Annotated in this window: 25 protein-coding genes; 16 read left to right on the top strand and 9 right to left on the bottom strand. The window is 59.9% G+C overall.

Annotated features, from left to right (window positions below; all coding sequences use genetic code 11):
- Window positions 1–58 precede the first annotated feature (58 nt).
- Window positions 59–1630 (bottom strand): L-lactate permease, encoded by a 1572-nt coding sequence (locus ACTM86_RS00285; RefSeq protein ID WP_441014810.1) that lies wholly within the window; start codon window positions 1628–1630, stop codon window positions 59–61.
- A 177-nt stretch (window positions 1631–1807) separates the two neighbouring features.
- On the opposite strand from ACTM86_RS00285, the gene ACTM86_RS00290 reads away from it, so the two are divergent.
- Window positions 1808–3382: a lipopolysaccharide biosynthesis protein gene (locus ACTM86_RS00290; RefSeq protein ID WP_441014812.1), complete on the top strand. Its 1575-nt coding sequence runs from the start codon at window positions 1808–1810 to the stop codon at window positions 3380–3382.
- 317 nt (window positions 3383–3699) lie between these two features.
- Here ACTM86_RS00290 and ACTM86_RS00295 read toward each other — a convergent pair whose 3' ends face one another.
- Window positions 3700–4539 (bottom strand): metallophosphoesterase, encoded by an 840-nt coding sequence (locus tag ACTM86_RS00295; protein ID WP_441014814.1) that lies wholly within the window; start codon window positions 4537–4539, stop codon window positions 3700–3702.
- 325 nt (window positions 4540–4864) lie between these two features.
- On the opposite strand from ACTM86_RS00295, the gene ACTM86_RS00300 reads away from it, so the two are divergent.
- Window positions 4865–6466, top strand: a complete 1602-nt coding sequence (locus ACTM86_RS00300; protein ID WP_441014816.1) for a potassium/proton antiporter — start codon at window positions 4865–4867, stop codon at window positions 6464–6466.
- Between the two features lie 338 nt (window positions 6467–6804).
- Here ACTM86_RS00300 and ACTM86_RS00305 read toward each other — a convergent pair whose 3' ends face one another.
- On the bottom strand, window positions 6805–6996 hold the full coding sequence (locus ACTM86_RS00305; protein WP_441014818.1) for a hypothetical protein: 192 nt from the start codon (window positions 6994–6996) through the stop codon (window positions 6805–6807).
- Window positions 6997–7111: 115 nt separating this feature from the next.
- On the opposite strand from ACTM86_RS00305, the gene ACTM86_RS00310 reads away from it, so the two are divergent.
- From ACTM86_RS00310 to ACTM86_RS00330, 5 genes are all read left to right on the top strand, one after another.
- The gene (locus ACTM86_RS00310) at window positions 7112–7468 is read left to right on the top strand and encodes a nucleotide pyrophosphohydrolase (protein ID WP_441014820.1); all 357 of its coding nucleotides are present in this window, start codon (window positions 7112–7114) and stop codon (window positions 7466–7468) included.
- Window positions 7461–9203, top strand: coding sequence for a DNA/RNA helicase domain-containing protein (locus ACTM86_RS00315; protein ID WP_441014822.1), 1743 nt, complete (start codon window positions 7461–7463; stop codon window positions 9201–9203). Before ACTM86_RS00310 ends, ACTM86_RS00315 begins: the two co-directional genes overlap by 8 nt.
- 181 nt (window positions 9204–9384) lie before the next feature.
- Window positions 9385–9567 (top strand): hypothetical protein, encoded by a 183-nt coding sequence (locus ACTM86_RS00320; protein WP_441014824.1) that lies wholly within the window; start codon window positions 9385–9387, stop codon window positions 9565–9567.
- 135 nt (window positions 9568–9702) lie between these two features.
- The gene (gene serC / locus ACTM86_RS00325; RefSeq protein WP_441014826.1) at window positions 9703–10827 is read left to right on the top strand and encodes a 3-phosphoserine/phosphohydroxythreonine transaminase; all 1125 of its coding nucleotides are present in this window, start codon (window positions 9703–9705) and stop codon (window positions 10825–10827) included.
- Window positions 10828–10896: 69 nt separating this feature from the next.
- Entirely contained in the window at window positions 10897–12060 is a 1164-nt protein-coding gene (locus ACTM86_RS00330; protein ID WP_441014828.1) for a phosphoglycerate dehydrogenase, read from the top strand.
- A 347-nt stretch (window positions 12061–12407) separates the two neighbouring features.
- On the opposite strand, the gene ACTM86_RS00335 is transcribed toward ACTM86_RS00330, so the two are convergent.
- Window positions 12408–13214 carry a hypothetical protein gene (locus ACTM86_RS00335; protein ID WP_441014830.1) on the bottom strand — a complete coding sequence of 269 codons (807 nt, stop codon included), beginning with the start codon at window positions 13212–13214 and terminating at the stop codon, window positions 12408–12410.
- Window positions 13215–13611: 397 nt separating this feature from the next.
- On the opposite strand from ACTM86_RS00335, the gene ACTM86_RS00340 reads away from it, so the two are divergent.
- Both ACTM86_RS00340 and ACTM86_RS00345 read left to right on the top strand, forming a co-directional pair.
- Window positions 13612–14832 carry a M20 family metallopeptidase gene (locus tag ACTM86_RS00340; RefSeq protein ID WP_441014832.1) on the top strand — a complete coding sequence of 407 codons (1221 nt, stop codon included), beginning with the start codon at window positions 13612–13614 and terminating at the stop codon, window positions 14830–14832.
- Window positions 14833–14871: 39 nt separating this feature from the next.
- On the top strand, window positions 14872–15552 hold the full coding sequence (locus ACTM86_RS00345) for a DUF1015 family protein (RefSeq protein ID WP_441014834.1): 681 nt from the start codon (window positions 14872–14874) through the stop codon (window positions 15550–15552).
- A 127-nt stretch (window positions 15553–15679) separates the two neighbouring features.
- On the opposite strand, the gene ACTM86_RS00350 is transcribed toward ACTM86_RS00345, so the two are convergent.
- From ACTM86_RS00350 to ACTM86_RS00360, 3 genes are all read right to left on the bottom strand, one after another.
- On the bottom strand, window positions 15680–16315 hold the full coding sequence (locus tag ACTM86_RS00350; RefSeq protein ID WP_441014836.1) for a histidine phosphatase family protein: 636 nt from the start codon (window positions 16313–16315) through the stop codon (window positions 15680–15682).
- Window positions 16316–16332: 17 nt separating this feature from the next.
- Window positions 16333–16875 carry a histidine phosphatase family protein gene (locus tag ACTM86_RS00355; RefSeq protein ID WP_427747436.1) on the bottom strand — a complete coding sequence of 181 codons (543 nt, stop codon included), beginning with the start codon at window positions 16873–16875 and terminating at the stop codon, window positions 16333–16335.
- Window positions 16876–16955: 80 nt separating this feature from the next.
- Window positions 16956–17627, bottom strand: coding sequence for a nitroreductase family protein (locus ACTM86_RS00360; RefSeq protein WP_441014838.1), 672 nt, complete (start codon window positions 17625–17627; stop codon window positions 16956–16958).
- Between the two features lie 233 nt (window positions 17628–17860).
- Between ACTM86_RS00360 and ACTM86_RS00365 the strand changes: the two genes are divergently transcribed.
- Window positions 17861–18463 carry an HdeD family acid-resistance protein gene (locus ACTM86_RS00365; protein WP_118099399.1) on the top strand — a complete coding sequence of 201 codons (603 nt, stop codon included), beginning with the start codon at window positions 17861–17863 and terminating at the stop codon, window positions 18461–18463.
- Entirely contained in the window at window positions 18464–18946 is a 483-nt protein-coding gene (locus ACTM86_RS00370) for a YaiI/YqxD family protein (RefSeq protein WP_154515742.1), read from the top strand.
- 132 nt (window positions 18947–19078) lie between these two features.
- Here the strand turns inward: ACTM86_RS00370 and ACTM86_RS00375 are convergent, their stop codons facing one another.
- On the bottom strand, window positions 19079–20161 hold the full coding sequence (locus ACTM86_RS00375) for a putative manganese transporter (RefSeq protein WP_441014840.1): 1083 nt from the start codon (window positions 20159–20161) through the stop codon (window positions 19079–19081).
- 171 nt (window positions 20162–20332) lie between these two features.
- Between ACTM86_RS00375 and ACTM86_RS00380 the strand changes: the two genes are divergently transcribed.
- The 5 genes from ACTM86_RS00380 to ACTM86_RS00400 all read left to right on the top strand — a co-directional run bounded on the left by ACTM86_RS00380 (window position 20333) and on the right by ACTM86_RS00400 (window position 26045).
- Window positions 20333–21301, top strand: coding sequence for a 3'-5' exonuclease (locus tag ACTM86_RS00380; RefSeq protein WP_441014842.1), 969 nt, complete (start codon window positions 20333–20335; stop codon window positions 21299–21301).
- A gap of 429 nt (window positions 21302–21730) precedes the next feature.
- Window positions 21731–22930, top strand: a complete 1200-nt coding sequence (locus ACTM86_RS00385; RefSeq protein ID WP_441014844.1) for a hypothetical protein — start codon at window positions 21731–21733, stop codon at window positions 22928–22930.
- A gap of 411 nt (window positions 22931–23341) precedes the next feature.
- The gene (locus ACTM86_RS00390) at window positions 23342–23710 is read left to right on the top strand and encodes an ArsR/SmtB family transcription factor (protein ID WP_427747430.1); all 369 of its coding nucleotides are present in this window, start codon (window positions 23342–23344) and stop codon (window positions 23708–23710) included.
- A gap of 63 nt (window positions 23711–23773) precedes the next feature.
- Window positions 23774–23992 carry a cation transporter gene (locus ACTM86_RS00395; RefSeq protein ID WP_117583778.1) on the top strand — a complete coding sequence of 73 codons (219 nt, stop codon included), beginning with the start codon at window positions 23774–23776 and terminating at the stop codon, window positions 23990–23992.
- 100 nt (window positions 23993–24092) lie between these two features.
- Complete coding sequence (locus ACTM86_RS00400) at window positions 24093–26045, top strand: heavy metal translocating P-type ATPase (RefSeq protein WP_441014846.1); 1953 nt, start codon at window positions 24093–24095, stop codon at window positions 26043–26045.
- 98 nt (window positions 26046–26143) lie between these two features.
- Here the strand turns inward: ACTM86_RS00400 and ACTM86_RS00405 are convergent, their stop codons facing one another.
- The gene (locus ACTM86_RS00405; protein ID WP_441014848.1) at window positions 26144–26914 is read right to left on the bottom strand and encodes a Cof-type HAD-IIB family hydrolase; all 771 of its coding nucleotides are present in this window, start codon (window positions 26912–26914) and stop codon (window positions 26144–26146) included.
- Window positions 26915–26916 lie beyond the last annotated feature (2 nt).

A 26916-nucleotide genomic window follows, 5' to 3' on the forward strand; every position in this document is an offset into this window, starting at 1 on the left:
GCAACATTCAAGGAGTGTCCCCGGATGCCGGCACAAAAGGAGCGTCCCTAAGTGCCAACTATAGCGGCAAGCCTTGGCCGAGCATGGCGATGGCGCTCATGAGGATCAGCATGCCGGCGGCGTAGGGCAGGACCGCGCCCAGGAGCTCGGCATCCTTGCCGCGCACGTGCACGGCGGCAAGACCAATAGCGAGCGTCTGCGGCGAGATCATCTTGCCGGCAGCGACGCCAAGCGCGTTCAGCGCGACCATCCAGTAGTCGCTCACGCCCAGCGCGGTGGCAGCCTGGCTCTGGATGGGACCAAACAGCATGCCAGAAGACGTGCCCGAACCGGTCACGAACGCACCGACCGCGCCGATCCACGGAGCCAGAATCGGGTACAGGCCACCGGCGACCGCAATGCAAAACGCACTGATCGAAGAGATCATGCCCGCATAGCCCATAACCTTGGCACAGCCCAGAACCGAAAGCATGGTAATGACCGTCGGCATCATCTGCTTGACGGTCGCGGCCAGCACCTTGCCCATCATGCGCGGCGAAGCACCCTGAATGGCGCCGCCGACAAACGCCGCCAGGAAAATCCAGACGCCCGGCGTGTTGATCCACGAAAACGTGAGCGTGCCGGGGTTCTCGCCGCAATACACCTGCACCTGGCTCGCAAACGGTGCGAGCGCAGCATGCACGGCAGGCACCAGGTTAGACGTTCCCAACAGCAGCACAAAGATCAGGATGAAGCACGACCAAGCCGAAAGCGCCGACTTAGCGGTGAGCTGCTCGCCGGCCTCGATATTCATGTGGAAGCGTGCGTCCAGATGCCCCGACTTCTCGGCACGCATGGCAAGCGCAGCTGTCAGCGCGAGCGAAACGATGGAACCGACGACGACGGCAAGCTCGGGACCCACAAACATAGCAACGACAAGAGCCGCACCGGCAAAGGACACGCCGGAGAGCACGGCGATGCCCGCCACGCCGTTCAGGCGCTCGGCAACGCCCGCAACATTACCCTGGTCATCGGCGACACGACCCGCAACCAGCACGATAAACAGCGGCATAAACACAAAGAAAGGCGCCAGCTGCACCATCTGAACGGTCGCCAAATGTAGCGGATCCAGGCCCACCAGACCGGCAACGGACACCGTGGGAATGCCAATGGAGCCGTAGGGCGTGGGCACGCCGTTGGCCAGCAGACAGATGAGCACGGCGGGCACAGCCTCAAAGCCCAGGCCCGCGAGCATGCCGGCGGGAATAGCGACGGCGGTGCCAAAACCGGCCATGCCCTCCATAAAGCCACCAAAGCACCAGGCCACAAGCAGCGCCAGCAGACGGCGATCGCTGCTGATGGAGGTGATCATGCTGCCGATCACGTCCATGGCGCCCGTGCGAACGCACAGGTTATACGTGAACACCGCGGCGATGATTACCAAAACGATGGGCCACAGGGCCATCAAAAAGCCTTCGAGCGAGGCGGTCGCGATCTGCGCTGTCGGCAGGTGCCACCATGCGAAGGCAAGCACGCACGAAAGGACAAACGATCCGATGGCGGCTTTCCAAGCTGGCCATTTAAAGCACAGCAGCATCACGACAAGCCAAATGATCGGCACAAGAGCCAGCAAGAATGCGGCGACGTCCATAGGTAGAAGCTCCTTGGTGCCGCGCGGGCGGCATCGTGGTATCACATAACTTCAACAGGATACCGCACGCTCACCGACAATTTACTGCCGCCCCCCGAAAATATTGAACAATCCGTTCAAAAACATGTGTGACACCGTCGCGTCTATACTAGAACGCAGCAATAGAAAGGACCCGCCTTGAGCATCTCGCCCCTCGATAGCATCCGCCGCGCCATCGCCCGCCGCAACGGCATCGCCAACCCCGCTGTATCGGGCGGGGCGCACGAACAGGGCGGACGCATCGAGAACGGCCTGTTCCCCGCATCGCACACCGCCGAGGAGCTCGCGCGTATCCAGGAGCTGAGTCAGCGCAACGCCGGCGGGCCAAATAGCGGCCAAGCCACGCGTCGTCGGCACGAGCGCGATCGCGAGCCCGGTCCTGTCCGCCGTATGGTCAACGCCTGGTGGAACCGCCTGCTCGGCGCCGTCTACGGCGGCGGTTTCTCCACGCAAGAAGCCGAATACGAGGAGCACGCCACCCGCCGCGACTACCTTTGGAATACCCTCGGCACCGCCGTGTGGGGCATGGCGTTTCCGCTGCTCACTATCGTGTCCACGCAACTCGTGGGCGCCGAGGAAGCCGGCAAGTTCTCCATCGCCTTTGTCACCGGCACGCTCATCATGATCGCGTGCAACTACGGCGTGCGCAATTTTCAGGTCTCGGACATCGACGAGAAGACGTCCTTTGCCTCCTACCAGCTCAACCGCTGGCTTTGCGGAGCTCTCGCCCTAGGCTGCGGCCTCATGTACAGCAGCGCCCGCGGCTACGACGCGCACATGGCGACGATCGGCCTGGGCGTCTACCTCTATAAGGTGATCGACGGCATCGCCGACGTGTACGAGGGCCGCCTGCAGCAGGCCGACAAGCTCTACCTAGCCGGCATGAGCCAAACGCTGCGTTCCGCCGGCGTCATCGCGGTCTTTAGCGCGGCACTGTTCCTCACGCGCAGCATGCCCATCGCGGCCATGGCCATGGGTGTTACAGCGATCGCCTCGCTTGTGCTGGTCACCGCCCCGCTCGCCCTACTCGAGACCGAAAAATCGCGTCGCGTGAGCATACGCGAAGTCGGCCGCCTTTTTGCGCAGTGCGCCCCGCTCTTTGGCGCGCTCTTTTTGTTCAACCTTATCGAGAGTATGCCCAAATTTGTGATGGAAGGCACGCTGGCCTACAAATATCAGCTGTATTTTAATGCCCTGTTCTTTCCGGCGCAGGCCATTTTGCTGAGCATTGGTTTTATCTATAAACCGCAGCTCTTGCGTTTGTCGAGCATTTGGGCTAACCCGCGCAAGCGTCGCCGCTTTGACTTAATTATTGTCGCCGTCATGGCACTGATCGTGGCTATCACTGGCGCATGCGCCGCGTTTATGGCAGGCCCCGGCATTCCCCTTATGAGCTTTATGTACGGCCTCAACTTTGAGCGCTACCGCACATTGGCGCTGCTGATGGTCGTCGCCGGCGGCATCACCGCAGCCATCGATTTTATCTACGCCATTATCACAGTGCTGCGCCACGCCGGCGATGTCACCAAGATCTACCTGATCTGCTTTGCCGTGAGCGTGGTGCTCCCGATGATCCTCATCAACCTACTGGGGCTAATGGGTGCCGTCGTGAGCTACCTGGCTATCATGGCCCTACTGCTGGTGCTGTTGATTGTCGAGTACGCCCACATTCGCCAGCGTATAGAACGAGCCCGCAACCCGTACGGTGTCTAATTAGATGCCTCGGCCACCGGAATTTGCGATGGAATTACCCGGGCTGGGGTCTTGTTGCGGACAATATGCATCACGCAAAACTAAGTGAGTAGACTTTTACCGAATCCCCGACCACACCGACAAAGCACAAGTCTGTGACCTGCGGTTTTATTGAGGCAAATATGTTGGGTGCTCGGCATTTCCAAAAAAGTCTACTCACTTAGCCAGCGGGCATCCAAATGATTATGTAATCCACGTCCCAGAAAAATCATTTGATGGGCAGAAGGGCAAAAGTAGTCAAAAAAGCCCCGTCCCAAATTAGCTACCCTTTGCACCGATTACTCGCCAGGGAGAATGTTTGCATAGAACTCCGCCCCATCGTCCAGGCGCAGAATGCCTACGCGGCCGAACTCGGAGCCGGTGGCGGCGGCACAGTCGATGTCGATGCGGTCGGGAACGCCGGCGGTATCCTCGCCGCCCAGGCGCACAATCTGCCCGCGGCCCGACTCCTCATCGAGCCCTGCCAGGCCGCCAACCTCGCAATAACGCCCGAGCGACACCGTGGGCGTGTGACCGCTCACCACGACCGGACCCTTGCCCTCGGCAGACAGCAGCCCCGTCGGGGCATCCCAATAGCCATGGCGAATCCAGAGCAAGTCATCGGACGACTGCACGGCGAGCATTTGCTGCAGCAGCTCGCTATCGGCATCGACCGCTCCCCTGCCGTCACCGCAATCGACACCATGCTCAAGCAAAAACGCGCGCGCCGCCTCGGTCTGAATGCCGGCGTGCACCAGCAGATACGGTCGCTCGGCAGTCTCTGCCACCGCATAGAGCGGCAGGGCGGCAGCCCAGCGCACCAGCTCCTCGTATGCCTCAAACTCCATTTCGTTGAGCTGTTGGCGCGTGGTCCAACCGCCGTTGATATCCCAGGTCTCGGCATCGAGCGGGTCCTGGCCAATGATCGCGTCGAGCATAATCTGCTCGTGGTTGCCCTTAAGCACGCGAGCGTTGGGCAGCGAGCGCACCAAGTTGATGACACCGACCGGATCGGGACCGCGATCGATCATGTCGCCCAGCACGTACAACGTATCTTCGGACGTCAGCGAAATCTTGGACAGGGCCTCGTCCAGCGCGCGCACGTGCCCGTGAGCATCGGATGTCACATAGATCGCCATGGAACGCCTTTCCCTGCATTACGGCCGAAGCCCGGAGCCACAACTAAAACTTCAAGTTGAACTTAAACGTTACCCATTGTACTCCGTTGCAATAAAGCTGGGAAGGGCCACGCGTCGCCAACGGTCGTTAGCAGCCGCACGCCCGCGCGCGCAGTTCACGGTGCACCGCCGGCAGCTGATTCCCGGCCAGCTTCGCACACGCCGCAGCCTCGTGTCGAAAATGCGCACGCCCGCAATCCGTTCCCATAAACCCACCATCTTTGGGTACAAATAACCGCAGATAACTGACCGTGCCACGCCAACCTCCCAGGAGCGGACACTATCCATGAACCAGATCCTTCTCTTTATAGGCCTCGTCATCATTTTGTGCCTGACCATCAAACCCGTCGGCAAAAAGCTCCCCTTCCCCACCCTGCTCATCTTTATCGCGCTCGGCATGCTGCTGGGCGTCAACGGGCCGGCGCACATTGACTTTAGCGACTATGCGCTCACCGAAACCGTCTGCAGCACGGCGCTGCTGTTCATCATGTTCTACGGCGGCTTTAACACCAATATCGACCGCGCCAAACCTGTCGCCGTGCCCGCGGTGCTGCTGAGCACGCTCGGCGTCGTCATTACCGCCGGCATCACCGGCGCCTTTGCGCACTTCGCACTGGGCTTCGACTGGATCGGCGGCCTGCTGCTGGGCTCGGTCGTGGCGTCGACCGACGCAGCGAGCGTCTTTAGCGTGCTGCGCGAGCACAGTCTGTCGCTGAGAGGTGGCACTGACTCGCTGCTCGAGGTCGAATCGGGCTCCAACGACCCCGTCGCTTACATGCTCACCGCTGTGCTTGCAACCCTTGCGGCCGGCGGGGACATCAACATCCCCGTGCTGCTGGCCAAGCAGATCATCCTGGGTGTGGGCCTGGGCCTTGTCATCGGCTGGGCATCTGGCCGCTTGATCGAGCGCGCACACACAACGGCCGAGGGCGCGCAGACTATCTTTTTGTTCGCCGTGGCGATCGTCGCCTACGCGCTGCCGAGCTATCTGGGCGGCAACGGCTTTTTAGCCGTGTACCTTGCCGGCATTGTGCTGGGTGCGAGCGACATCACCGGTAAGGTCGAGCTGGCGCACTTCTTTGACACCCTCACCGAGATGGCCGAAATGACCATCTTCTTTTTGCTCGGGCTGCTCGTGACGCCCGCGCGCCTGCCGCAAATGCTGCTACCGGGCCTGGCACTCATGGCGTTTATGCTCTTCGTGAGCCGCCCCATCGCCGTCGGTCTGCTGCTGGCGCCCTTTAAGTCCAATCCTCGCCAGGTCGCACTCGTAAGCTGGGCGGGCCTGCGCGGTGCGGCTTCGGTCGTGTTTAGCCTCTTTGCCGTGGTGGCCGGCGTTCCCGGCGGTCACGACCTGTTTGACCTGGTGTTTGTGATTGCCGTGGCGAGCATTGTGGTGCAGGGCTCGCTGCTGCCTGCGGTGGCAAAGAAGCTCGACATGATCGATGCGGCCGGCGACGTGCGCCGCACCTTTAACGATTACCGCGACGAGGACGGCATGTCGTTCGTCAAGCTCAAGGTGGGCGCGGGCCATCCGTTTGCCGGTCGCTCGCTCGCGGACATCGGCAGTGCCACGGACATGCTCGTAGCCCTGGTACTGCGCGACGGTGCACACCCGGTGCTGCCCAACGGCGATACCGTAATTGAAGAAGGAGACCTTCTGGTTATGGCCGCGCCGACGTTTGAAGAGCGTGCCGAGGTTACGCTGCGCGAGGTCACCGTGACACCCCACGGTCGCCTGGCAGGACTGCGCCTGCGCGACGTGCCGCAAGGCAAGCACCCGTTTATCGTCGTGATGCTCAAGCGCGATGGCCAAACCATCATCCCCGACGGCAACACCCATATATACGCCGGCGACAAAGCCGTCATCGCCACCCTGGCGTCGTAGCGGCAAGGGACAGCCATCCCGAATTGGCTACATTTGAGCACCAATCGCCCCGGCTGGGGTCTCGTTGCGGACAATTAGCGCCTCTCAAAACTAAGTGAGTAGACTTTTGCCGAATCGCCGACCACGTCACCAAAGCATAAGTCTGTGACCTGCGGGTTTGTTGAAGCAAATTGGTCGTGTGCTCAGGATTTCCAATAAAGCCTACTCACTTAGCCAGCGTCCAGTCATAATAGAACGGTCGCGACCTCATTAGACTCCATTGCGACGGCTTATCTTGTATGTTCGCGCAGCTGCGGGTGCAGACGCTCCGCCTCAAATTAGCTACCCTTGTCACATTCCTAGTCATCGTCGACGGCAAAGTCGCGGAGGTCGAAGCCTTCGCGTTCGGCTCGGGCTAGGAGCTCTTGAGGGGACTCATCCTCGATATCCATCACGTCGAGCATGGCAGCAGGAAAGCCCACGCCTGCCGCGCTCCCAGCGCGATCGAACAGGCTCTCGCGCAGTTGGTCCACATCAACTTCGATCTTCATGGTGAAACCTCCCACCGGACAATCGCGACCGAACAAACCGTACGTTCCAAATGATGTGCAATAAATCCCAGATACGGCCATAATAAAACAATGAACATCAGGGGGGTTGCAGACGATGGATAAACTCGATGTCATGACGGAACAAGTCAGGGACTTTTGTGATGCACGCGACTGGCGCAAATATCACACGCCAAAAGAGCTTGCCATCGGCATGGCGACTGAGTCCTCCGAGCTCCTTCAGCTCTTTCGTTTTATGAGCGACGAGCGCATTGCAGAAATGTTCGAAGAGACCGAGCAGCGCCAAGTCATCGAAGACGAAGTCGCCGACACGCTCCTTTTCCTTCTGCGTTTCGCAGATTTAAATGAAATCGACCTGGCAGCGGCGCTTTCGTCCAAGCTCAAGCGCAATGGCGAGCGCTATCCCGTCGACGCATCATCTAACGAATACAGAAAGGCGGACCATCATGAGTAATGAGTTCGCCCTTCGGCAATACACGCTTCCCCTGCCCCAGCCCTTTGAGACAAGCGAATCACTTCAGGACTTTGGAACGCCAAAGCCTGGAGCCCATCATGACGAGAGTTGGCCCGTCCTTTACATTCTTACCAACAGCAGTAACAAGACGGCATACATCGGCCAAACAACCAACTACCAGCGCCGTATGAAACAACACGCTGCAAACGTGGACAAGGATTTCGATCGAACACTTCTGATCGACAACCCTACATTCAATCAATCAGCGACATTTGAGTTTGAAAACAGGCTCATCGAACTGTTCTGTGCCGACGAAAAATACCAGGTCACCAATGCCAACAACGGCTATGCCCAATTCGATTATTTTGAGCGGCCTCAATATCGCCAGAAGTTCCGAGACCTCTGGACAAAGCTTCGCGAAGAAAACTACGCGATTCATCCGATTGAAGAGCTCGAGAACTCCGATCTGTTCAAGTTCTCGCCTTTCAAGACGCTTACGCCCGACCAATACGAAACGATCGAGACGATTTATAAACGTCTCGAACAGGAGCATGAAGACACAAAACATGGCGGCTCAAAAAGAGAACGTATAACCGTCGTGAATGGCGCGCCGGGAACAGGTAAAACAATCCTCGCCATCAGTCTCATGTTCAAAATCAAAAATGAGCCCAACCTTTCCGGCCTGCGAGTCGGTTTTGTCACCCCCATGGATTCTCTGAAGAAGACCCTCAGGAAACTCACGCACTTCCTTCCAGGGCTAAAGCCTGGCGATATCTTGAGCCCCAGTGACGTAACCAAAAACGATCGGTATGACATCCTGCTTGTCGACGAAGCACATCGACTAGGTAATTATCTAAGCATGGGCTCCGGCATTGGGGCTTTTTACAACACCTGCGATCGCCTCGACCTTCCGCATACGAGCAACCAGGTTGACTGGATATTCAAATGCTGTGACAAGGCGTACCTGTTCTACGACCCCAAACAGCAGGTTCGCGCATCCGGACTCAATCGAGACGGCCTTGAGCAGCGACTCAATCAGCTCGAAGAAGCAGGCATTGAAACTGAAGAGTTCAGCCTAAGCACACAAATGCGCGTACGCGGTGGTGACGAATACCTCGATTTTGTCTATGACTTACTCAACAACAAGGCGTTTATGCATACCGGCATGAAGTTCAACGAACTCTTTTCATCGGAGCCTTACGATTCGCGAGCCGGGGATCCGGACAGCGATATCCCCAGATACCAGTTTGGAATCGTCGACCGATTTGAGGATTTCTGTTCCCTGCAGCAAGCCAAGGAAGAAGAAGTTGGTCTATCCCGCATGACGGCAGGTTTTGCGTGGAAGTGGGAAACGAAGAAACACAAAGACGCTTTCGACATCGTCATCGAGGGCATTCCCAAACGTTGGAACTCAACCCAAAAGGATTGGGTTAATTCTGCCAACGCCGTCAACGAGGTTGGATGCATCCACACGGTGCAGGGCTACGACCTCAATTACGGATTCGTCATTCTGGGGCCAGACATTTACTACGACACCGATAAAGGAGCCGTCTGCGTTAACAAAGCGAACTTCAAAGATGCTGTCGCAAAGAAAAAGGCGAGCGAAGATGAGCTACGGAAGATTATCGTCAACGCCTACTATGTCCTCATGACGCGTGGCATGCTGGGAACGTATCTCTATGTGTGCGACCCCGCACTCAAGGAGTATTTGTCGCGGTATATCCCGGTGATTTAGACGCAGGACAGACGTCGCAAATCTAAGGCGTTACTCAAATGTTAAACACACGAACATATTTTCGTGTTTTATACTTGAGCTAGACAACCACAGCATGGTATAAAAGAGCTGCTTTCCGCTATGGAGGGCAGTCAAGGGCCGGGGGATCCCCCCGGCATTTTCTTTTTTGAAAGGCTGTTTCATGAACGAACTGCCCGCATTCCCCGACAAATCAAGGCGCCGCCCAGAAAAGATCAACTCGAGCGACGAGCGGGCACGAGTCCAGCACTCCATCGCCCGCGGCTACGATGACCTCGTCAACGGCCGCATGCGTCCTTGGAAACAAGCAAAAGCAGAGGCAGATCGGATGCGAGCCATCAGGTAAGGTCACCTCTCCCCCATGTAACCATCCTGTAAATCATAGCGGCGCAGTCGAGTTTTACCGTGATGCGGTCGCGCCGGGCGCTCCACTGTGCTAAAGTATCCCGAACGTTCAAACGACTACGAGGGGAACTAGAAGATGGCACGTGTGCACAACTTCTCAGCTGGCCCGGCCGCGCTGCCTACAAGCGTGCTCGCCGAGATCGCCGACGAGATGATGGACTACCGCGGTTGCGGCATGTCCGTGCTCGAGATGAGCCATCGATCTAGCATGTACCAGCAGATTATCGACGACGCCGAGACAACCCTGCGCCGCCTGCTGAGCATCCCCGACAACTACCGTGTCCTGTTTTTGCAGGGCGGCGCCACGCTGCAGTTTGCGGGCATCCCCATGAACCTCATGCGCCGCGGCCGCGCCGGCTACGTCGTGACCGGCAACTTCGCCAACAAGGCGTACAAGGAGGCCGCCAAGTACGGCGAGGCCGTGCTGCTCGCAAGCTCCGAGGACACCAATTTCGACCGCATTCCCACCATGGCCAATATCAACGCGCGCATTGCCGCCGAGGCCGCGGGCGACGGGCTCGACTACGTCTACATCTGCCAGAACAACACCATCTTTGGCACCATGTACCACGAGCTGCCCGCTTGCGGCGATGTGCCGCTGGTCGCCGATGTCTCGAGCTGCTTTCTGTCGCAGCCGCTCGACGTTGAGCGCTACGGGCTCATTTACGCCGGCGCGCAGAAAAACGCCGGCGCCGCGGGCGTGACCGTGGTTATCGTGCGCGACGACCTCATCGCAGATGGCCCCGCCTTTGCGCAGACGCCGCAGTACCTGGACCTTAAAACCCAGGCCGCCAAGGGCTCCATGCTCAACACGCCCAACACCTTTGGCATCTACGTATGCGGCAAGGTATTCCGCTGGGTGGAGCAAACCGGCGGACTAGCCGCCATGGCCGAGCGCAACTGGGCCAAGGCCAACCTGCTCTATGACCTGCTCGAGCACAGCGAGCTGTTCCACGGCACCACGCAGGCCGGCAGCCGCTCCATCGCCAACGTCACCTTCCGCACCGGCGATGCCGAGCTCGACGCGGCCTTTGTCGCAGGCGCGACCGAGCACCAGATTCAAAACGTCAAGGGCCATCGCCTGGTGGGCGGCATGCGCGCCAGCGTCTACAACGCCGTAACCATGGAAGACGTGCAGGCACTGGCCTCGTACATGAAGGACTTCGAAGCGCAGCATAGTTTGAGTCCGCGATCTAACTAGCCCGCAACCCGCGGGCCGACCAGCCACTTCAAACCACTTGTTATAAACAAACCCGCTAAGGAGTTTTTCATGCGCAAGATCAAAACCATCGACGACATAACCAAAAACGGCAAGGTCGAGTTTGGCGAGGGCTACGAGTTTGTGGGCACCGCCGAGGAGGCCGACGCCATCCTGATGCGCTCCACCGACCTGCACGGCTACGAGCTGCCCGAGGGCATCCGCGCCATCGCCCGCTGCGGCGCCGGCGTCAACAACATCCCCGTCGAGGAGTACGCCAAGAAGGGCGTCGTCGTCTTTAACTCCCCCGGTGCCAACAGCAACGCCGTCAAGGAGCTCGTCCTGGGCATGCTGGTGCTCTCGAGCCGCGGCGTGGTGCAGTCGATGAACTGGGTGCGCGACAACGCCGACGACCCCGAGATTCAGGTCGATGCCGAGAAGGCCAAGAAGGCCTTTGTGGGCCGCGAGCTCAAGGGCAAGCGCATCGGCGTCATCGGTCTGGGCAACGTGGGCTCCAAGGTCGCCAACGCCTGCGTCGATCTGGGCATGGACGTCTACGGCTACGATCCGTTCATTTCCGTCGAGCACGCATGGGTGCTGAGCCGCGAGGTGCAGCGCGTGGGCACGCTCGAGGACCTCTGCCGCGGCTGCGACTACCTCACCGTGCACGTGCCCAGCAAGGCCGACACCATCGGCATGATCAGTACCGAGCAGATCGACCTGCTGGCCCCGGGCGCCGTGCTCATCAACTATGCGCGCGAGACCATCATTGACGAGGACGCCGTCGACGCAGCCCTGCGCGCGGGCAAGCTGAGCTGGTTTAGCTGCGACTTTGCCACGCCCAAGACGGTCAAGATGCCCAATACGTTTATCACCACGCACTCGGGCGCCGGCACCGGCGAGGCCGAGGCCAATTGCGCCGATATGGCCATCAGCGAGCTCAAGGACTACCTGGAGAACGGCAACATCGCGCACAGCGTCAACTACCCCGCCTGCAGCATGGGCAAGGCGCGCGCCGCAAGCCGCATTGCCTGCCTGCACGCCAACGTGCCCAACATGATCGGCCAGATCACGGCCATCCTGGCCAAGGACAACGCCAACGTGCAGCGTATGACCAACGAGTCCGCCGGCGAGAACGCCTACACCATGTTCGACACCGACGAGCACCTGGACAGCAGCACCATCGAGGCGCTCAAGCAGATTCCGTCGATGTATCGCGTACGCGTGATCAAGTAGCGTCGGCGCCAAGCCTGCCAGACAAGCCACGAAGTCTATTCGCCCCCGTTTTAACGAAATGGGGGCGAATTTCGTTGTTCCCGACGGCTGGAAAAGTGCTACCCAGAACAAGTTATTTCGGATAATCGACAGTCATGCCCAAATCACTGAGCGCACCTACTCTGATAAACAGCTTTATCAGTGGTTTTAGTAGGTAAAAATCGATCTTTATATGCCAAATTTAAGTTGACTGTCCATTTTCCGAAATAACTTGTTCTGGGTAGCGTTTTTAAAGCCTATTTCAAAGAGCAACTGAAGCCTTTTCGTAACCAAACCCTAGCTCACGCGACCGTTTTCCACCCGCACGGCTACATTCCCGCCCAATCGATAAAAATCTCCTCACGAAGCCGCCGTTCGAGCTCCTGCTGCCGCGGCGTCTTGTCTTTCAACGGCACATCGAGATAGGACATGATGAGTTCCATCACCACGCGGAAGGCATCGGAGTCGACCAGCTGACCATAGGTCATCAGAACGACAGGATATCCCATCGCTTGAAGGGCCGTCGTTCGATCGGAGTCCGAGATCTTGGATTCTATGGATCCATGAATGGCTTTACCTTGACATTCAACCAGGCACTCTCTGCTGCCGTCCTTATTTGACAGCAGGATATCGGCGTAGCGCCTATCAAGCCCCGAAATCAGGCGGGCGCTGCGCGTCATGCGAATCTCAACGTTATTGGTAAGGCGCAGCCCTTCGCCGCCGCGCAACCTCGTAAGGCCAAACAGCATCGAAGCCTGGACCTCGAGCGGCGATGCCACAACCCCCGTAATGCATTTCGCGGCACGCGTGAACGATTTAGCACCGCGGAGCCCCTGGATCTTATCGACGTACTCGGTTAGTTCAGAGAGCTCAATCAAGGGCGGTCGCTTCCACAGGTCCGTTGGATTCCCCGAGGCATCCTTTACGTTTTCCCAGCCCAACCGTGCGTCACCCCACCGGCTCCCATATGCCTGCTCAAGTGCCGACTTTACCTGAGGCGCAATCTTGCACACGGCAAAGGTGCCGCACATCTCATACATGCACATGATCAGGCGCTCATTTGAGACCGAGGAAGCCAGGGTCAGCAGGGTAAAGAGCGGGGACGCAACATCAAGGCCAAACTCTGTCTGTCGCACGGAGCCAAACGGCCTCTCCCCGTTCCAGACATGCCTGACAATTCGACCGCCCTTGCGCCCGCAGACGCCCTGCGCCAACACGTGTAGCGGAGTGCCCAGGAAATGCTTGACAAGCGGGTGCTCACAAAGATGCTCCCTGCGCGGATCGTCCGCAGAATCGGGCAGGTCCGGCATTATTGCCAAGACCTGCGGAGGTATCCGGTGATACCGAAAGGCAGATATGTCGCACAGCATGTCATCCATGAAGGATACGTACCCATTGCGTCGTTTGTGAGCCTGCCCGGACGCCAAACGCGATGGCTCGGCCTGCGAACGGTTAATACTGCTACGCACACGTCGCGAATCTTCCAGGTGGCTTACAATCGGTTTTTGAAGCAAACTGATTGTGAGGTTGCATATGGTTGATGAGAACTTTGCCTGGCGGCTTACGCAGGAGCTCGTGAAGATTGATAGCTCGGACCCGGGCGCCTACGAAGGCGAGATCGAACACTTCATTAAGAGGCTCATTGAACAGCAGTTGGCGCAGCTTGATAGTCCTGCGCTCGATGCCGTGCAGGTTGCAGAGCTCGAAGTACTCCCCGGGCGCTGCAACCTTATGGTCACCGTGCCGGGTGTGAGCGACGAGCCGCGGCTGGTCTACATCTGCCATATGGATACCGTCACCCTAGGAGATGGCTGGAACGCGGACACACCGCCACTCGGGGCGACCGTGCGCAACGACAAACTCTATGGCCGCGGTGCCTGCGACATGAAGGGCGGTCTGGCCTGCGCCATTGCCGCACTGGTCCATACGCTCGAGCGCGTGGCGGCGAAGGGCGAGCTGCCCCACCGCGGCTTCTCGCTTATTTGCTCGGTCGACGAAGAGGACTTTATGCGCGGCTCCGAGGCCGCCATCGATGCCGGCTGGGTCGGCTCGCGCGAATGGGTGCTGGACACCGAGCCCACCGACGGACAGATTCAGGTGGCGCACAAAGGTCGCACGTGGTTCGAGATCGAGATGACCGGCGTCACGGCGCATGCGAGCCAGCCCTGGAAGGGAGCGGATGCCGTCGCCGCCATGGCCGAGGCCGTATGCTCGCTTCGTCGCGCGTTTGCGGCGCTGCCCGCACATGATGAGCTGGGGGCTTCGACCATCACGTTTGGACAGATCGAGGGCGGCTATCGCCCCTATGTCGTGCCCGACCGCGCCAAGGTCTGGGTCGATATGCGCCTGACGCCGCCGACCGATACGGCCGCCGCGACGCGCATGGTAGAGCAGGCCATCGCCGACGCCGAAGCCGCAGACCCCGGTTGCCATGGAAGCTATACCGTGACAGGCGACCGCCCCGCCATCGAGCGCGATCCGGTCTCTCCCCTTCTAGCCGCGCTCAAGCGTGCCGCCGATGACGTGACAGGCGCGGACGCGACCGTCGGCTTCTTTACCGGCTACACCGACACTGCCGTCATTGCCGGCAAGACGGGTAACCGCAACTGCATGAGCTATGGCCCCGGCTCGTTGGCGCTCGCCCATAAGCCCAACGAATATGTGCCCCACGCCGACATCGTTCGATGCCAGCGGGTGCTGATCGCGCTCGCCGACAACACGCTCTGGGGCGCGAATAGCCAAGTTGGGGCATAATTAGCCGCGAACAAACCGACTCGCGCGTTAGGACTGTCCATGAAAGCTCTTCCGTTTCCCTGCATCCGCCCAGCTCAGGACCGTGTGCTCGAGGCGCTGCCGCAGATGGGCGACATCCTGAGTGGCAACGACGCCCTGCGCGGTGCGATTGCCGATGGGCTCATGCTCAAGGATCCGGGTGCGGCGTATTACGTGTACGAATGCTCCGGAGAGCCAGGGCGCGTGACGGGCGTTGTGGCAATTTGCCCGGTCGGCGTACTGACGGGCGACGACGCAGCTTCCGCAGATGCGGCCGCAGCCGCCCGTACAATCGCCGAGCTCAAGGCTCAGCCGCGCCCCGTGTCGCTCGCCTACGAAGCCTCGCCCGTCATGGATATCATCCTTGGCGCCGCCAAAGAGGGCGCATCGCTCTACGCCGTCACCGACCCCACCGGCATTACGCATCGCGTATGGGAAGTCAAGCGCGAGGACGCTGTTGCCGCCATCCGAGCCATGCTCGATCAGGCACCGGCGCCGGAGCCGGTAGACGACCCCGCCTACGCTGCCGCGCTGGCAGGGGCGGCGCAGCTGCTGGCCGATGAGGCCCGCGCAGCCGGCACCTACACGGGCAAAGAGCCGTTCAACTTTACCGTGGCCGTGCTGTTCCCCGCCGCGCAGGTCAGCGGCGGCGCGCCGCAGGTTCCGACGGGTCTGCTCACTCACCAGATCTCACGGTTCTAACGGGGCCTAAACGCCCAGCACAAAGACTCGGCAGCTCAACAAGCAAGGGGCGGGGATACATGCGCATGCATCCCCGCCCCCTTCGCATCGAGCAATTATGTCGGCGATCCGAATCGCCGCGCCCGCGCTACCCACGCTGCGGGCCCGCTGCCGCCACGAGCGGCTCTAGCCCCAGCTCACGCGCGTAATCCTCCTGCGTAAAGACTTCGACCAGTTCAAACGTATCGGATTCGTCGTCAAACGCAAAATGCAGAACCGAGCAGTTGCCCGGCACGCGCTCGCGCTCGTCGGCCGCCGCTCCCCTAGAGTGATCCAAAAACTCCTTGATGGCCGAGGCATGGCTCACCGCGAGCACGCACGAATGGTCCGGGCGTCGCATAAGATCGGTCAACGTCGTCACCATGCGCTCACGTACCTGCATCTGGCCCTCCCCGCCAAACTGACGATAAAAGTCACGCCACGGACGCTCGGGCATCAGCATCACGCGCTCGGCCTCAAAGTCGCCAAAGAACCACTCGCGCAGGCCATCCAGACGCTCGTAGGCAAGGCCCGGCCACAGGCTGGCGATAGTCTGCTCGGTGCGGTGCAGCGTCGAGGTGTAGGCGTGATCGGGCTCAACGCCACGCGCACGCAAGAACATACCGGCACGCGCCGCCTGCTCGCAGCCCAACTGCGTGAGCGGCGAATCGCTCCATCCCTGAATAATGCGTTTAAGGTTGAATATTGTCTGTCCATGACGGACCAGATACAGATCTTTGTTCATAGGGGTCCTTTCGTTCGTTACCAATCAAGGAGCGAAAACGCCCCGTCGCAATAGCCAAAATGAAGCACGGCACCGTTGTCGGGCTGCTCTCCCCCGCCGGTCACGCATCTAAGAAACTCCTGGCAGGCAGAGCCATGAGAGACCGCAAGCACACGATCGTGCTGCGGTCGGGCCATAATACGGGACAGCGCCGCGACCATGCGCGCCCGAAGCTCGCCTTCCGACTCGCCACCAAAGGCCACCGGATAATCGCCCCAGGGCTGCGGCGGCATATCGCGATTTGATGTGCCCTCCAGCGTGCCCAGGCGCCACTCGCGCAAATCATCGACCGGCTCTATGGGAAGATCCTCGCCAACGATCAGCTCGGCCGTGTGGCGCGCCCGACCCAACGGAGACGAATACGCGTGGTCAAAGGAGATGCCGCGCGCCTCAAACGCCGCGCGCGTCGCCAGTGCCTGCTCGCGCCCGCGCTCCGTGAGCGGCGAGTCTTGCCAGCCCTGCAAAATGTTCTGCACGTTAAGCTCGGTCTGCCCATGCCGAACCAAATACAGATCGGACACACGCCCTCCCCTCGCACCACCACAAAGGGGACAGGCACCTTTGTGGTGGTTTGCCGCCGGATCGCGCCGCAACGACGCAACTACACCAGCACGTCGGCAAGCGGACGCTTGGGCACGTGATGCACCTGCGCCTCGTCGCGCCAGTAATTAATTGAACCTTCGGGGTTGGAATCGATCGCGTCGATAACCTGGGTCTCGGCCGGCACGCCAAAAGCCATGATCAGCTTGATCTCGTACTTGTCGTTATCGAGCCCCATCGCATCGATCGCGCGGGGTGTAAAGGCCTTGAACATGCAAGCCGCCACCTCGGGCGTTGCGCTGCGCGCGGCGAGCATCATCGTCTGAGCCGCGATGCCCGTGTCGACCTCGGTGATAGGCGCGGCGGACTTGCCGGGAACGGTGCGCTCGGCAAGAATTGCAATGTAGCCGGTCGGACGCTCGCCCTCGACAGGACCCGGCCAGTCCTTGAGCGCCCCGGCCCATGCGAGCTCGTCAAACACGCGAGCGCAGTCCTCGGCACCGCTCACCACATGAAAACGCAAGCGCTGAGCATTGGCGCCACAGGGGACCAGGTGCGCCAGCTCTGCCAGCTCGAGCAAAAACTCGCGCGGCACGCGCATGGACTCGTCAAAACGGCGGCATGTGCGGGCGCGACGGACCAGCGCATCAAACGCATCCAGGCCAAGCTTTTCGCAACCTTGCTTTGCCATCGACTCGACGCTCGAAGGCGCCGCGGGAACTGCTTCGTTCATAGGGACCCCCAAAAAGCCAATTGTTCTTAGGAAAATCTAACCTAAAACGCAGGCAATAACGAACAGAGCTGCAATGTTCTACACCTGTTGAATAGAAAATCGCAACGTGGGGAACAACGGAAACAAATCGGGGCCTTTGGGTTACGTTTCGCCCTCCCCGACCCATACGCCAGCTCCTTTAGGCGATACTGGTTGTAACGATCACGGCTTACGCCGTACGGAAAGGAGGCCTCATGGGCATCTTTAAAAATGACGACCAACAATCGAGTCTGTTTGGATTTGACGAGAAAAGCATGGCAGGCAAGGCGATTAAAGCCGTGCGCTGGATCTACGCCGCCACGGGTGTCATCGCGCTCATCGCCGGCATCGCGCTGCTGTTTGCACCCGCTAAGACCCTCGTCTTTTTGACGACCGTACTGGGCTTCTACTTTGTGATCACGGCTGGCGTCAGGCTGTTCACCGCCATTTTTGAGCCGCTGCTGCCCGCCGGCTGGCGCGTCACGAGCATCCTCGCCAACCTGCTCATCATCTTGGGCGGCGTGGTGATCCTGCGCAACCAGGCGCTTTCGACCGCGACGCTCAGCACGCTTGTGGTGGTCGTGGCCGGCTTTGGCTGGATTGTCGAGGGCATCATGTCGATTCTGGAGTCCGAGCTTTCTTCCAACCGCGCCCTCGCCATCCTGAGCGGCGCGCTCTCCATCATCGCCGGCGTGTTCGTGTTCATCTATCCGCTGTGGTCGGCAAAGATGCTCGTCATCTTTACCGGCGCTGCACTCCTGGTGTTTGGCGTGACGCTAGTTATTCGCGCTATCCGCTTTGGCAAGCTGGTGCACTAGATGCCGCGAACGCTGTTTATTGATGCCGACGCCTGCCCGGTCACGCGTGAGTCGATCGACTGCGCGCGACGGGCGGGTGTTGCCGTGGTTGTCGCCGGCAACAGCACGCAAAACCTGGAGCGGCACATTCGCCGTGACGACCCGCGCGATGCCGAGCACGCGCGACGTGGCTTTTGGGTCACAACGCTCGACGTGAGCGTAGGCGCCGATAGCGCCGACTTTGCCATTATCGAGCGTCTGCAGGCAGGCGATGTGGTCGTGACACAGGACATTGGCCTGGCGAGCATGGTGCTCGGTCGCGATGCCGCCGCCATCGGCGTGCGCGGGCGCGTGTACGACAAAGCCACCATCGATATGCAGCTGTTTATTCGTCACGAAGAAAAGAAAGTACGCCGCGCCGGCGGTCGCACCCGTGGACCGGCAGCCTTCACCAGCGAAGACCGCGCCCGCTTTAAGCGCAACCTCACCGACCTGCTGCGCTAACCAAGGTAGATTTTTGGGACATGCCTAAAAATCTACCTTTTTGTTTTGGCGATTGGCGCGCATCCAACGCCGGTCATGGCGGTAGATGTTTGAGGCATGCCCCAGTTTTTACGGGATACCTCAAACATCTACTTAGAGGCCAAAGGCGGAAAGGATAAGACCCCAGCCCGCGCCGATGACGTACATCATGACCAGGAACACAGCGTTTTCGCGAGCGCTGCGATTGGTGCGGAACAGCACCAGGTAACCCACGCCGGCAGAAATGAGCGTGCCGGCGAGCATCGGTGCCAGCTGCAGCGCGCCTTCCAGATACAGCTGCGTGATGACCACGCTCGCCGAGCAGTTGGGAATGAGGCCGACAAGCGCCGAACCCAGGACAGCGAGCGTCTCGTTGCCGCGCAGGAACTGCTCGATTGCGGACTCGCCAAAGGTCTCGAGCACGGCGACCAGAATCAGCGTCACCAGGAAAATGAATACCGAAACCTGTACGGTGTGCGAAATCGCGCTGCGGATAATCGACAGGACAGGCGCGCCTTTCTGTGAGTGGGAGCGACCGTGGTGGTGTTCGTGCTCGCCCTCGTGTCCGTGGTCGTGGCCATGTCCGTGGTCACGCTCGTCCTCGTCTTCATCACAACCGCAATGGTCACGCTCGCACAGCTCATGGATGTGGTCGGCGCTCACGCCCGCCTCGGCCACCTCGTCGATGATGTCACCGCCGCTGTGATCGTCATGCGCGCAGTTAACGTGCGCCGGATTGGCAGCGGTTCCCAACACGGTACGGCGGATCGCCGCATGAGCACGGGCGTTGCGACGCAGACCGCGAATGGCGGCATCTACGATAAAGCCCGTGACCAGCGCGATCAGCGCCTTCGAAGCCAAAAGCACCGCCATAGTCTGCACGGGAACCTGCTCGGCAAGTAGCAGTGGCAGCATCTCGTCGGAGGTCGAGAGAAACACCGCCACCAGGGTGCCCAACGTCACGACGCGACCGGCGTACAGCGTTGCCGCCATCGCCGAAAAGCCACACTGCGGCACCATGCCCAGCAACGAGCCAACCACGGGGCCAGCGGCACCGGCACGCTTGATGGCGCCGTTGACGCGATCGCCCGCCACATGCTCCAGCGTCTCGAGGGCCAGATATGTCACCAACAAGAACGGCACCAGCGAGAGCGTGTCCTTGCCGGCGTCGAGCAAAATATCAATCAGCAAATCCATGACGGATGGAACCTTTCGTGTCTTTCGGCAGCATTGTAAAAGTCCTAGCGGTCAACTAGGGTATTGTAGTTGTCCTAGGCGTGATGCCAATAGTTGCCTGTGGTAAACTATCATCTCGCCACATCTCAATGACCCCGAGCCGCACGACGCGGCCCGTCCAAGGAGCAGTATATGAACGTTTCGCAAGCACTCGAATACGAGCGCCAGCCGTTTATCCCCATGTTCATCTATGGCGATCACGCCGCCATGGAGTCCGAGCGTCAAAAAGGCGAAGAGGCCCTCAAGGTGCTCGAGACCGAGTACTTTACCGCCGAGGGCGACCCTGGCTTCGACTTTGCCACCGTGCGCGACCTGGCCGACCGCAACCGCGACCTATGCGACCAGATTGGCGAGGCGCGCCTGCGCAACGTGACGCCCGCGACGCTTTCGCGCGGCCTGTCCGACGCCGATACCTGCGCCGCCATCGGCAAGATGCAAAAGCGCACCGCCGCGTCCGTCATGCGCGAGATCCGCGGCGACCGCGATGCGCTCGGCGTGGCGTACGCCCGCAAGCCCATCCAGGGCACGGTGCTCGGCATCGACATCGAGACCACCGGCCGCGCACCCGAGCGCGGCTACATCATCAACGTGGGCTGGGAGATCATGGAGCTCACCAGCGACGCCGTCCCGCACGACGCCGAGGCGCACTATTGCGGCCTGCCCGATATCTACCGCGGCGAAGATGTGCCGCTGTCGAATATCCATCACATCACCTGGGACGACATCGACGGCAAAACGCCCTTCCGCGAGAACAAGGAGCTGCAAAAGCAGCTGCTCAAGCTCATGAAGAAATACCCGTACATGGCGCACAACGCCGCCTTTGAGGACAGCTGGTTCAAGATCCATCTGGACGGCTATGCCGAGGCGCGCCGAGCCGGCAAGATTATCGTCATCGACTCGCGCCAGATCTGCCGCAGCCTGGACGCCGGCGTGCGCTCGCTCCCCCGCGAGTCCGCACCCGCCGCGCTCGAGAACTGGGCCCGCCGTCGCGGCACCCTCGCGCCCGACGCCAACGAGCAGCACCTGGGCCTCGACGACACCGACCTCATGCTCCGGACGGTGCAGGCCGAGTTCAACCTCAAGAACCTGTTTGCCAAGTAGATTGCCAAGCAGAGGCGCCATTCGCGAGCAATACTTGCCGGACCATAGCGCCCCGCGCAAAAGCGACACGCCGAGGCGCCCCTCTCAAGCGACGCAATACGGGCCGATGTCCAAGCGGATATCGGCCCGTTTTTCGCGCCGTACAACGCGGCCCTCCAGCCCCCGATGTCTAGCCGCCGCATAACCAAGAACTTCATCTGCGCATGTTCAAGCCAAATTGCACATTTTTGTTGACGCCGTCTTTGCATCAAAACGATGCTGACCAGCATCAGTTGTGGAGGTCTACGTAGCCAGCGAGCTGCGACAATGCTCCAAATAGCATCTTTCTCCATCATTGGCGTCAAGCGCTTGGACAGCTTTTGTTATGCCGCGACATTTTACCTTGGCGTTCATTGCGAACCCCGCCGCCTGGTCTGCCATGCTATCTGTATGAGTATCGTACTTTCACATAACACGGCAAAAGCGGTCTACCAAGCCGCATACTCGGTATCCGCAATTGGCACCGAGCCCTGCAGCCCTGCCAAGATCTACGGGGCGCGCCCCAGCAAGGAGCTGCTCGACTCTGCCGCCGACTGGCTCGCCAGGCACAACGTCGCTCTGGATAACGATGCCCCGCTCGATACAACGGTGTTCGAGCGCGCAAACGTGCGCAGCATGACGGGCTGCAAGTGCCACGTATCATCCAAGCGATTCGCGGGCTCGCGCTTTATCAAGCTTGCCGACGACATCTATATTGTCGGCGTCGAACTCTGTGCGCTTCAGGCCGCAACCTATCTTCCCTTTCGAGAACTTGTGGAGTACTACTTCGAACTGTGTGGCGCCTATTCCCTTGGGCACGATGCCTCGACATCCTATACCGAGCGCTTCGCGCTCACCTCGACTTCGAGCCTTAAACATTTCTTTAACTCCCTCATCGACTGCAAGGGCCTCGAACTTGCCCGAAAAGCCATCCAATGCGTGCGGGACGGATGCCGATCGCCGATGGAAACGGCGTTTGTCATGATGCTCACGCTACCCAGGCGCGAGGGCGGTCTTGGCATTAGCGAGATCGAGACCGACTACGAAGTAAAGGTCACAGCTGCTGCAAAGAATCTCACGCGGCGCGAAAAGTTCTATATGGATGCATATCTCAAGCGGTCCCGAACCGACATCGAATACAACGGATTTCAGCACGATGCCGAAGAAGACCGCGCCATTGACGAAGAGCGCAAGAACGCGCTGGCGTCCATGGGCTACGGAATCATTACCGTCAGTCGCTATTCCTTTATGCACGCCAGCGCCTTCGCCAGGGTTATGGAGGCAATCCAGCGAAAGGAGGGCATTCGCCCATCGCGCCTGCCCAAAGATTTCGCAATCAAGCAAGAAGAGCTGCGACAATTTGTGCTCAGGAGATTTATCGAGGAAAAGAAGCGTATTGAGGAGCTCCTCCGTCAAGACGCAGCGCAGGGTAATGCACTTGAGCTCGAGCGCGCAGTGCTCGAGGGCATCTCGCTGGACGACCCGACGATCAACAATGTCCCGGTCATCGACGACATGCAAGTCATCGAGCTGGATTGCCCGGAGTTCGCCCAAACAAGCACTTCCACACCCGAAGGCAGGGTGTACGGGGCCAGAACAGAGGCGGACTGACAGGGTGGGTACCCCGGCGACGTGCAAAAACGGGAGTTTTCAGCAGAGCCGAGTATCCGAGGGCGGCCGAATTGCCCCATTTTGCACCGAAGCCGCTGTTTTCGATCTAATTTAGGCAACAGCTGGGGAATATCTATTGCCATTTGCACTCCAGTAAAGCCCTGTGGCGGCAAACGACGCCGTATCATGCAATAAATAACCCCTCGTCGATGCTGAAAACTCCCCTTTTTGCACGTCGCTAGGGTACCCACGTTGGCATCGGCGGCCTTATCAGCACCAACCAATGCCCTTAGCCGCCTCTGGGGCCAATCGACAGCAAAAAATTTTGCAAATTATATTGACATATGAACATGCGCTCATATACTCGGAAGTAAGTTATATGAGCACATGTTCATATGAAAGGATATTGCAATGAGCGAACACGCCGATGAAATAAGGACCGACATCGACACCGCCATCGTGCCCGACATCCCCACCACTTGCTCGCCCGAGGACCTTCCCGACGAGGAGCTGCTGTACGACCTTGCCGACTTGTTCAAGGTTTTCAGCGACACCACGCGTATCAAGATCCTCTACGCTCTCATGGGCCGCGAACTCTGCGTGGCCGACATCGCCGAGGCGACTGCGACCTCGCAGTCCGCGGTGTCGCACCAGCTGCGCACGCTCAAACAGTCGCACCTGGTTAAATTCCGGCGCGACGGGCGCAACATCCTCTACTCGCTCGCCGACGATCATGTCTACACCATGCTCAACCAAGGCATGAGCCACATCTGCGAATAGCGACCAACCACGGTACCAGCGCGGTCTGCACCCAAGCCGCAAATACAGGGAAAGGAACCCATCATGAAAAAGCAGTTCAAGCTCGACGAGATCGACTGCGCCAACTGCGCGCGTGAGCTTCAGGACGAACTCGCCAAGCTCGAGGGCGTCAAATCCGTTTCGGTCAACTTTATGACTCAGAAGCTGACGCTCGAAGCCGACGACGCTGAGTTCGACGAGGTCCTCGATCGCGTCGTGGAGTTCACCGCCGACGCTGAGCCGGACTGCGAGATCATTCTCTAGCCCAGGTTTACGCCAACCTGCAAGGCCGCGCTTGCCGTGGCCTTTGCTCGCAAAATTACATGAGCGGGTGTTCATACATTCAAATGGAAGGATACGAGTCATGGCCACCGCCGACCCCAAGAAGAAAAAGAAGAAGCGCAAGAAAAAAGAGTCACTCGAGCATAAACGCAACCGCATCCTGGTAGCGCTGGGTATTTTTGTCGTGGTGTACGCCCTCGATGAGCTCGGCGCCCTCACCGCCGCATTCGGCACTCCAGGCAACATCTACGCCAGCTTTGTGCTGTTCCTCGTGCCGTTTTTGATTGCCGGCTACGACGTGCTCCAAAAGGCATTCAATAACATCCGCCGCGGCAAGGCGTTCGACGAGAGCTTTCTCATGGCCGTCGCGACCATCGGCGCGTTTGCCACGGTGCTCTTCCCCGATACCGATCCGCACATGGCCGAAGGCGCCGCCGTTATGTTGTTCTACCAGGTCGGCGAGCTGTTCCAGGCCTACGCCGTGGGCAAGAGCCGCAAGTCGATCAGCGCCATGATGGACATCGCGCCCGATTACGCCAACGTTGAGCAGGCTGACGGCACGCTCGAGCAGGTCTTTCCCGATGACATCGCCGTCGGCACCGTCATTGTCATCAAGCCCGGCGAGCGCGTGCCCATCGACGGCGTTATCGTCGAGGGCGTAACCCAGCTCGACACCGCCGCCCTCACCGGCGAGTCGGTCCCCCGTACCGCCAAGACCGGCGACGATATCATCAGCGGCTGCATCAACATGACGGGTCTTATCCGCGTGCGCACCACCAAACCCTTTGGCGAGTCCACCGTCGCGCGCGTCCTGGAGCTTGTGGAAAACGCCAGCGAAAAGAAGGCGCGCACCGAAAACTTCATCACACGGTTCGCCCGCGTCTACACGCCCGCCGTCACCGGCGCGGCAGCGGTGCTCGCGCTCGGCGGCGGCCTGGTGACCGGTGCTTGGTCCGATTGGATCCTGCGCGGCCTGACCTTCCTCGTCGTCAGCTGCCCGTGCGCACTCGTAATTAGCGTGCCGCTGAGCTTCTTTGGCGGCATCGGCGGCGCGTCCAAGCTGGGAGTTCTCATCAAGGGCTCCAACTACCTCGAGGCGCTCGCCGATGTGGATACCGTCGTCTTCGACAAAACCGGCACGCTCACCAACGGCACGTTCTCGGTCGTCGCGGTGCACCCTGAGGGCGGCTATACCGAGCAATCGCTGCTTGAAGTCGCAGCCCTCGCCGAGTCGTTCTCCGACCATCCCATCGCGCAGTCGGTGCGCGCCGCCTTCCAGGGCCAACTCGACCCCAAGCGTGTATGCGACTCCACCAACGACGCGGGCCATGGCGTGACGGCGAACATCGACGGCAAGCACGTCGTCGTCGGCAATGCCAAGATGCTCGCCGCGTCCGGCGTTGAAACACCGGACTGTGAGGTCGTCGGCACTATCCTCCATGTGCTGGTCGATGACGTCTATGCCGGTCACATCGTAATTGCCGACACCGTCAAAGCCGATGCCGAGCAAACGATTCGCGACCTGCACGCCGCCGGCGTCAAGCGCACCGTCATGCTCACGGGAGACCGCGAGGAAGTGGCCGCCGCCGTGGCCAATCAGCTGGGAGTCGATGAGTTCCACGCGCAGCTTCTGCCAGGTGACAAGGTCGAGCGCGTCGAGGCATTGCTGGCGACCGAATCGGGCAAGGGCAAACTCGCCTTTGTGGGCGACGGTATCAACGATGCGCCCGTGCTCACCCGTGCCGATGTGGGCATTGCCATGGGCGCCATGGGCTCCGACGCCGCGATCGAGGCAGCGGACGTTGTGCTGATGGACGACAAGCCGTCCAACATTTCCCGTGCAATCCGCGTGGCTCGCAAGACCATGACGATTGTTTGGCAGAACATCATCTTTGCACTGGGCATTAAAATGCTGATTCTGGTACTTGCGGCACTGGGCATTGCCAACATGTGGCTCGCCGTGTTCGGCGACGTGGGCGTGGCGATCATCGCCATCCTGAACGCCATGCGCGCGATGGGTGTCAAGAACCTGTAGCATGCGTGGCTGTCCGGCCGGGCGACGCGGCACACAACGCGCAAGGGGCGTCCCCAACTGCCGGCAGAAAAGGAACGTCCCCAAGTGCCGAGCCGCAGCTATAGCAGCCCAAAGTGCTTTGCGGCGTTGTAAATTCCGTCGTCGTCCACGGCGGTCGTCACGTAGCTCGCCGCAGCCTTTACCGTGTCTTGCGCGTTGCCCATGGCCACGCTCGTGCCCACGGCGGCAAACATCGACAGGTCGTTCTCGCCATCGCCAAAGGCAATCGCCTCACTCGCGTCGATGCCCAGGCGCTCCAGCGTCGCCGCCACACCCAGGTCCTTGCCGCCGTTGGCCGGAATAATATCGCAGAACAGGTCGCACCAGCGCGTGGTGAGCGAATGCGACACGGCATCGGTCACGATATGCTCGTCGGCAGGATCCACAAAGGCGCAGAACTGGTAAACCGGCGCATCGAAGGCGTGCTCAAACGGCTCCTCGTGGTAGACGATTCCCGCGTTGTTACCGGCCGTCACCACGCGCTCGGACAGGCGGTTCACAAACGAGTTCTCGCCCTGCATGCACAGTGAGTCATAGCGCCCCTCGGCCACCTGGTCCACAATCACTGCAACGTCGTCCGGATCAATCGGACAGCTGCGGTAGACGCCCTCGGCATCAAAGCAGTGCTGGCCCGAAAGCGTAATATACGCATCCCAGCCAAGATCGAACAGCCAATCGGGCATCTGGTAGGTCGGACGGCCCGTGGCGATCACGCACGCGATCCCCTGCTCGTGAAAGCTGTCGAGCACTTGCTGAGCCGACGCCGGAATCCGGTGCGTCTTAAAGCTCAGTAGCGTGCCGTCGATATCGAAAAATGCGGCTTTGATCATCC

The sequence above is a fragment of the Collinsella sp. HCP3S3_E11 genome, assembly GCF_052067375.1.
Lineage (GTDB): Bacteria > Actinomycetota > Coriobacteriia > Coriobacteriales > Coriobacteriaceae > Collinsella.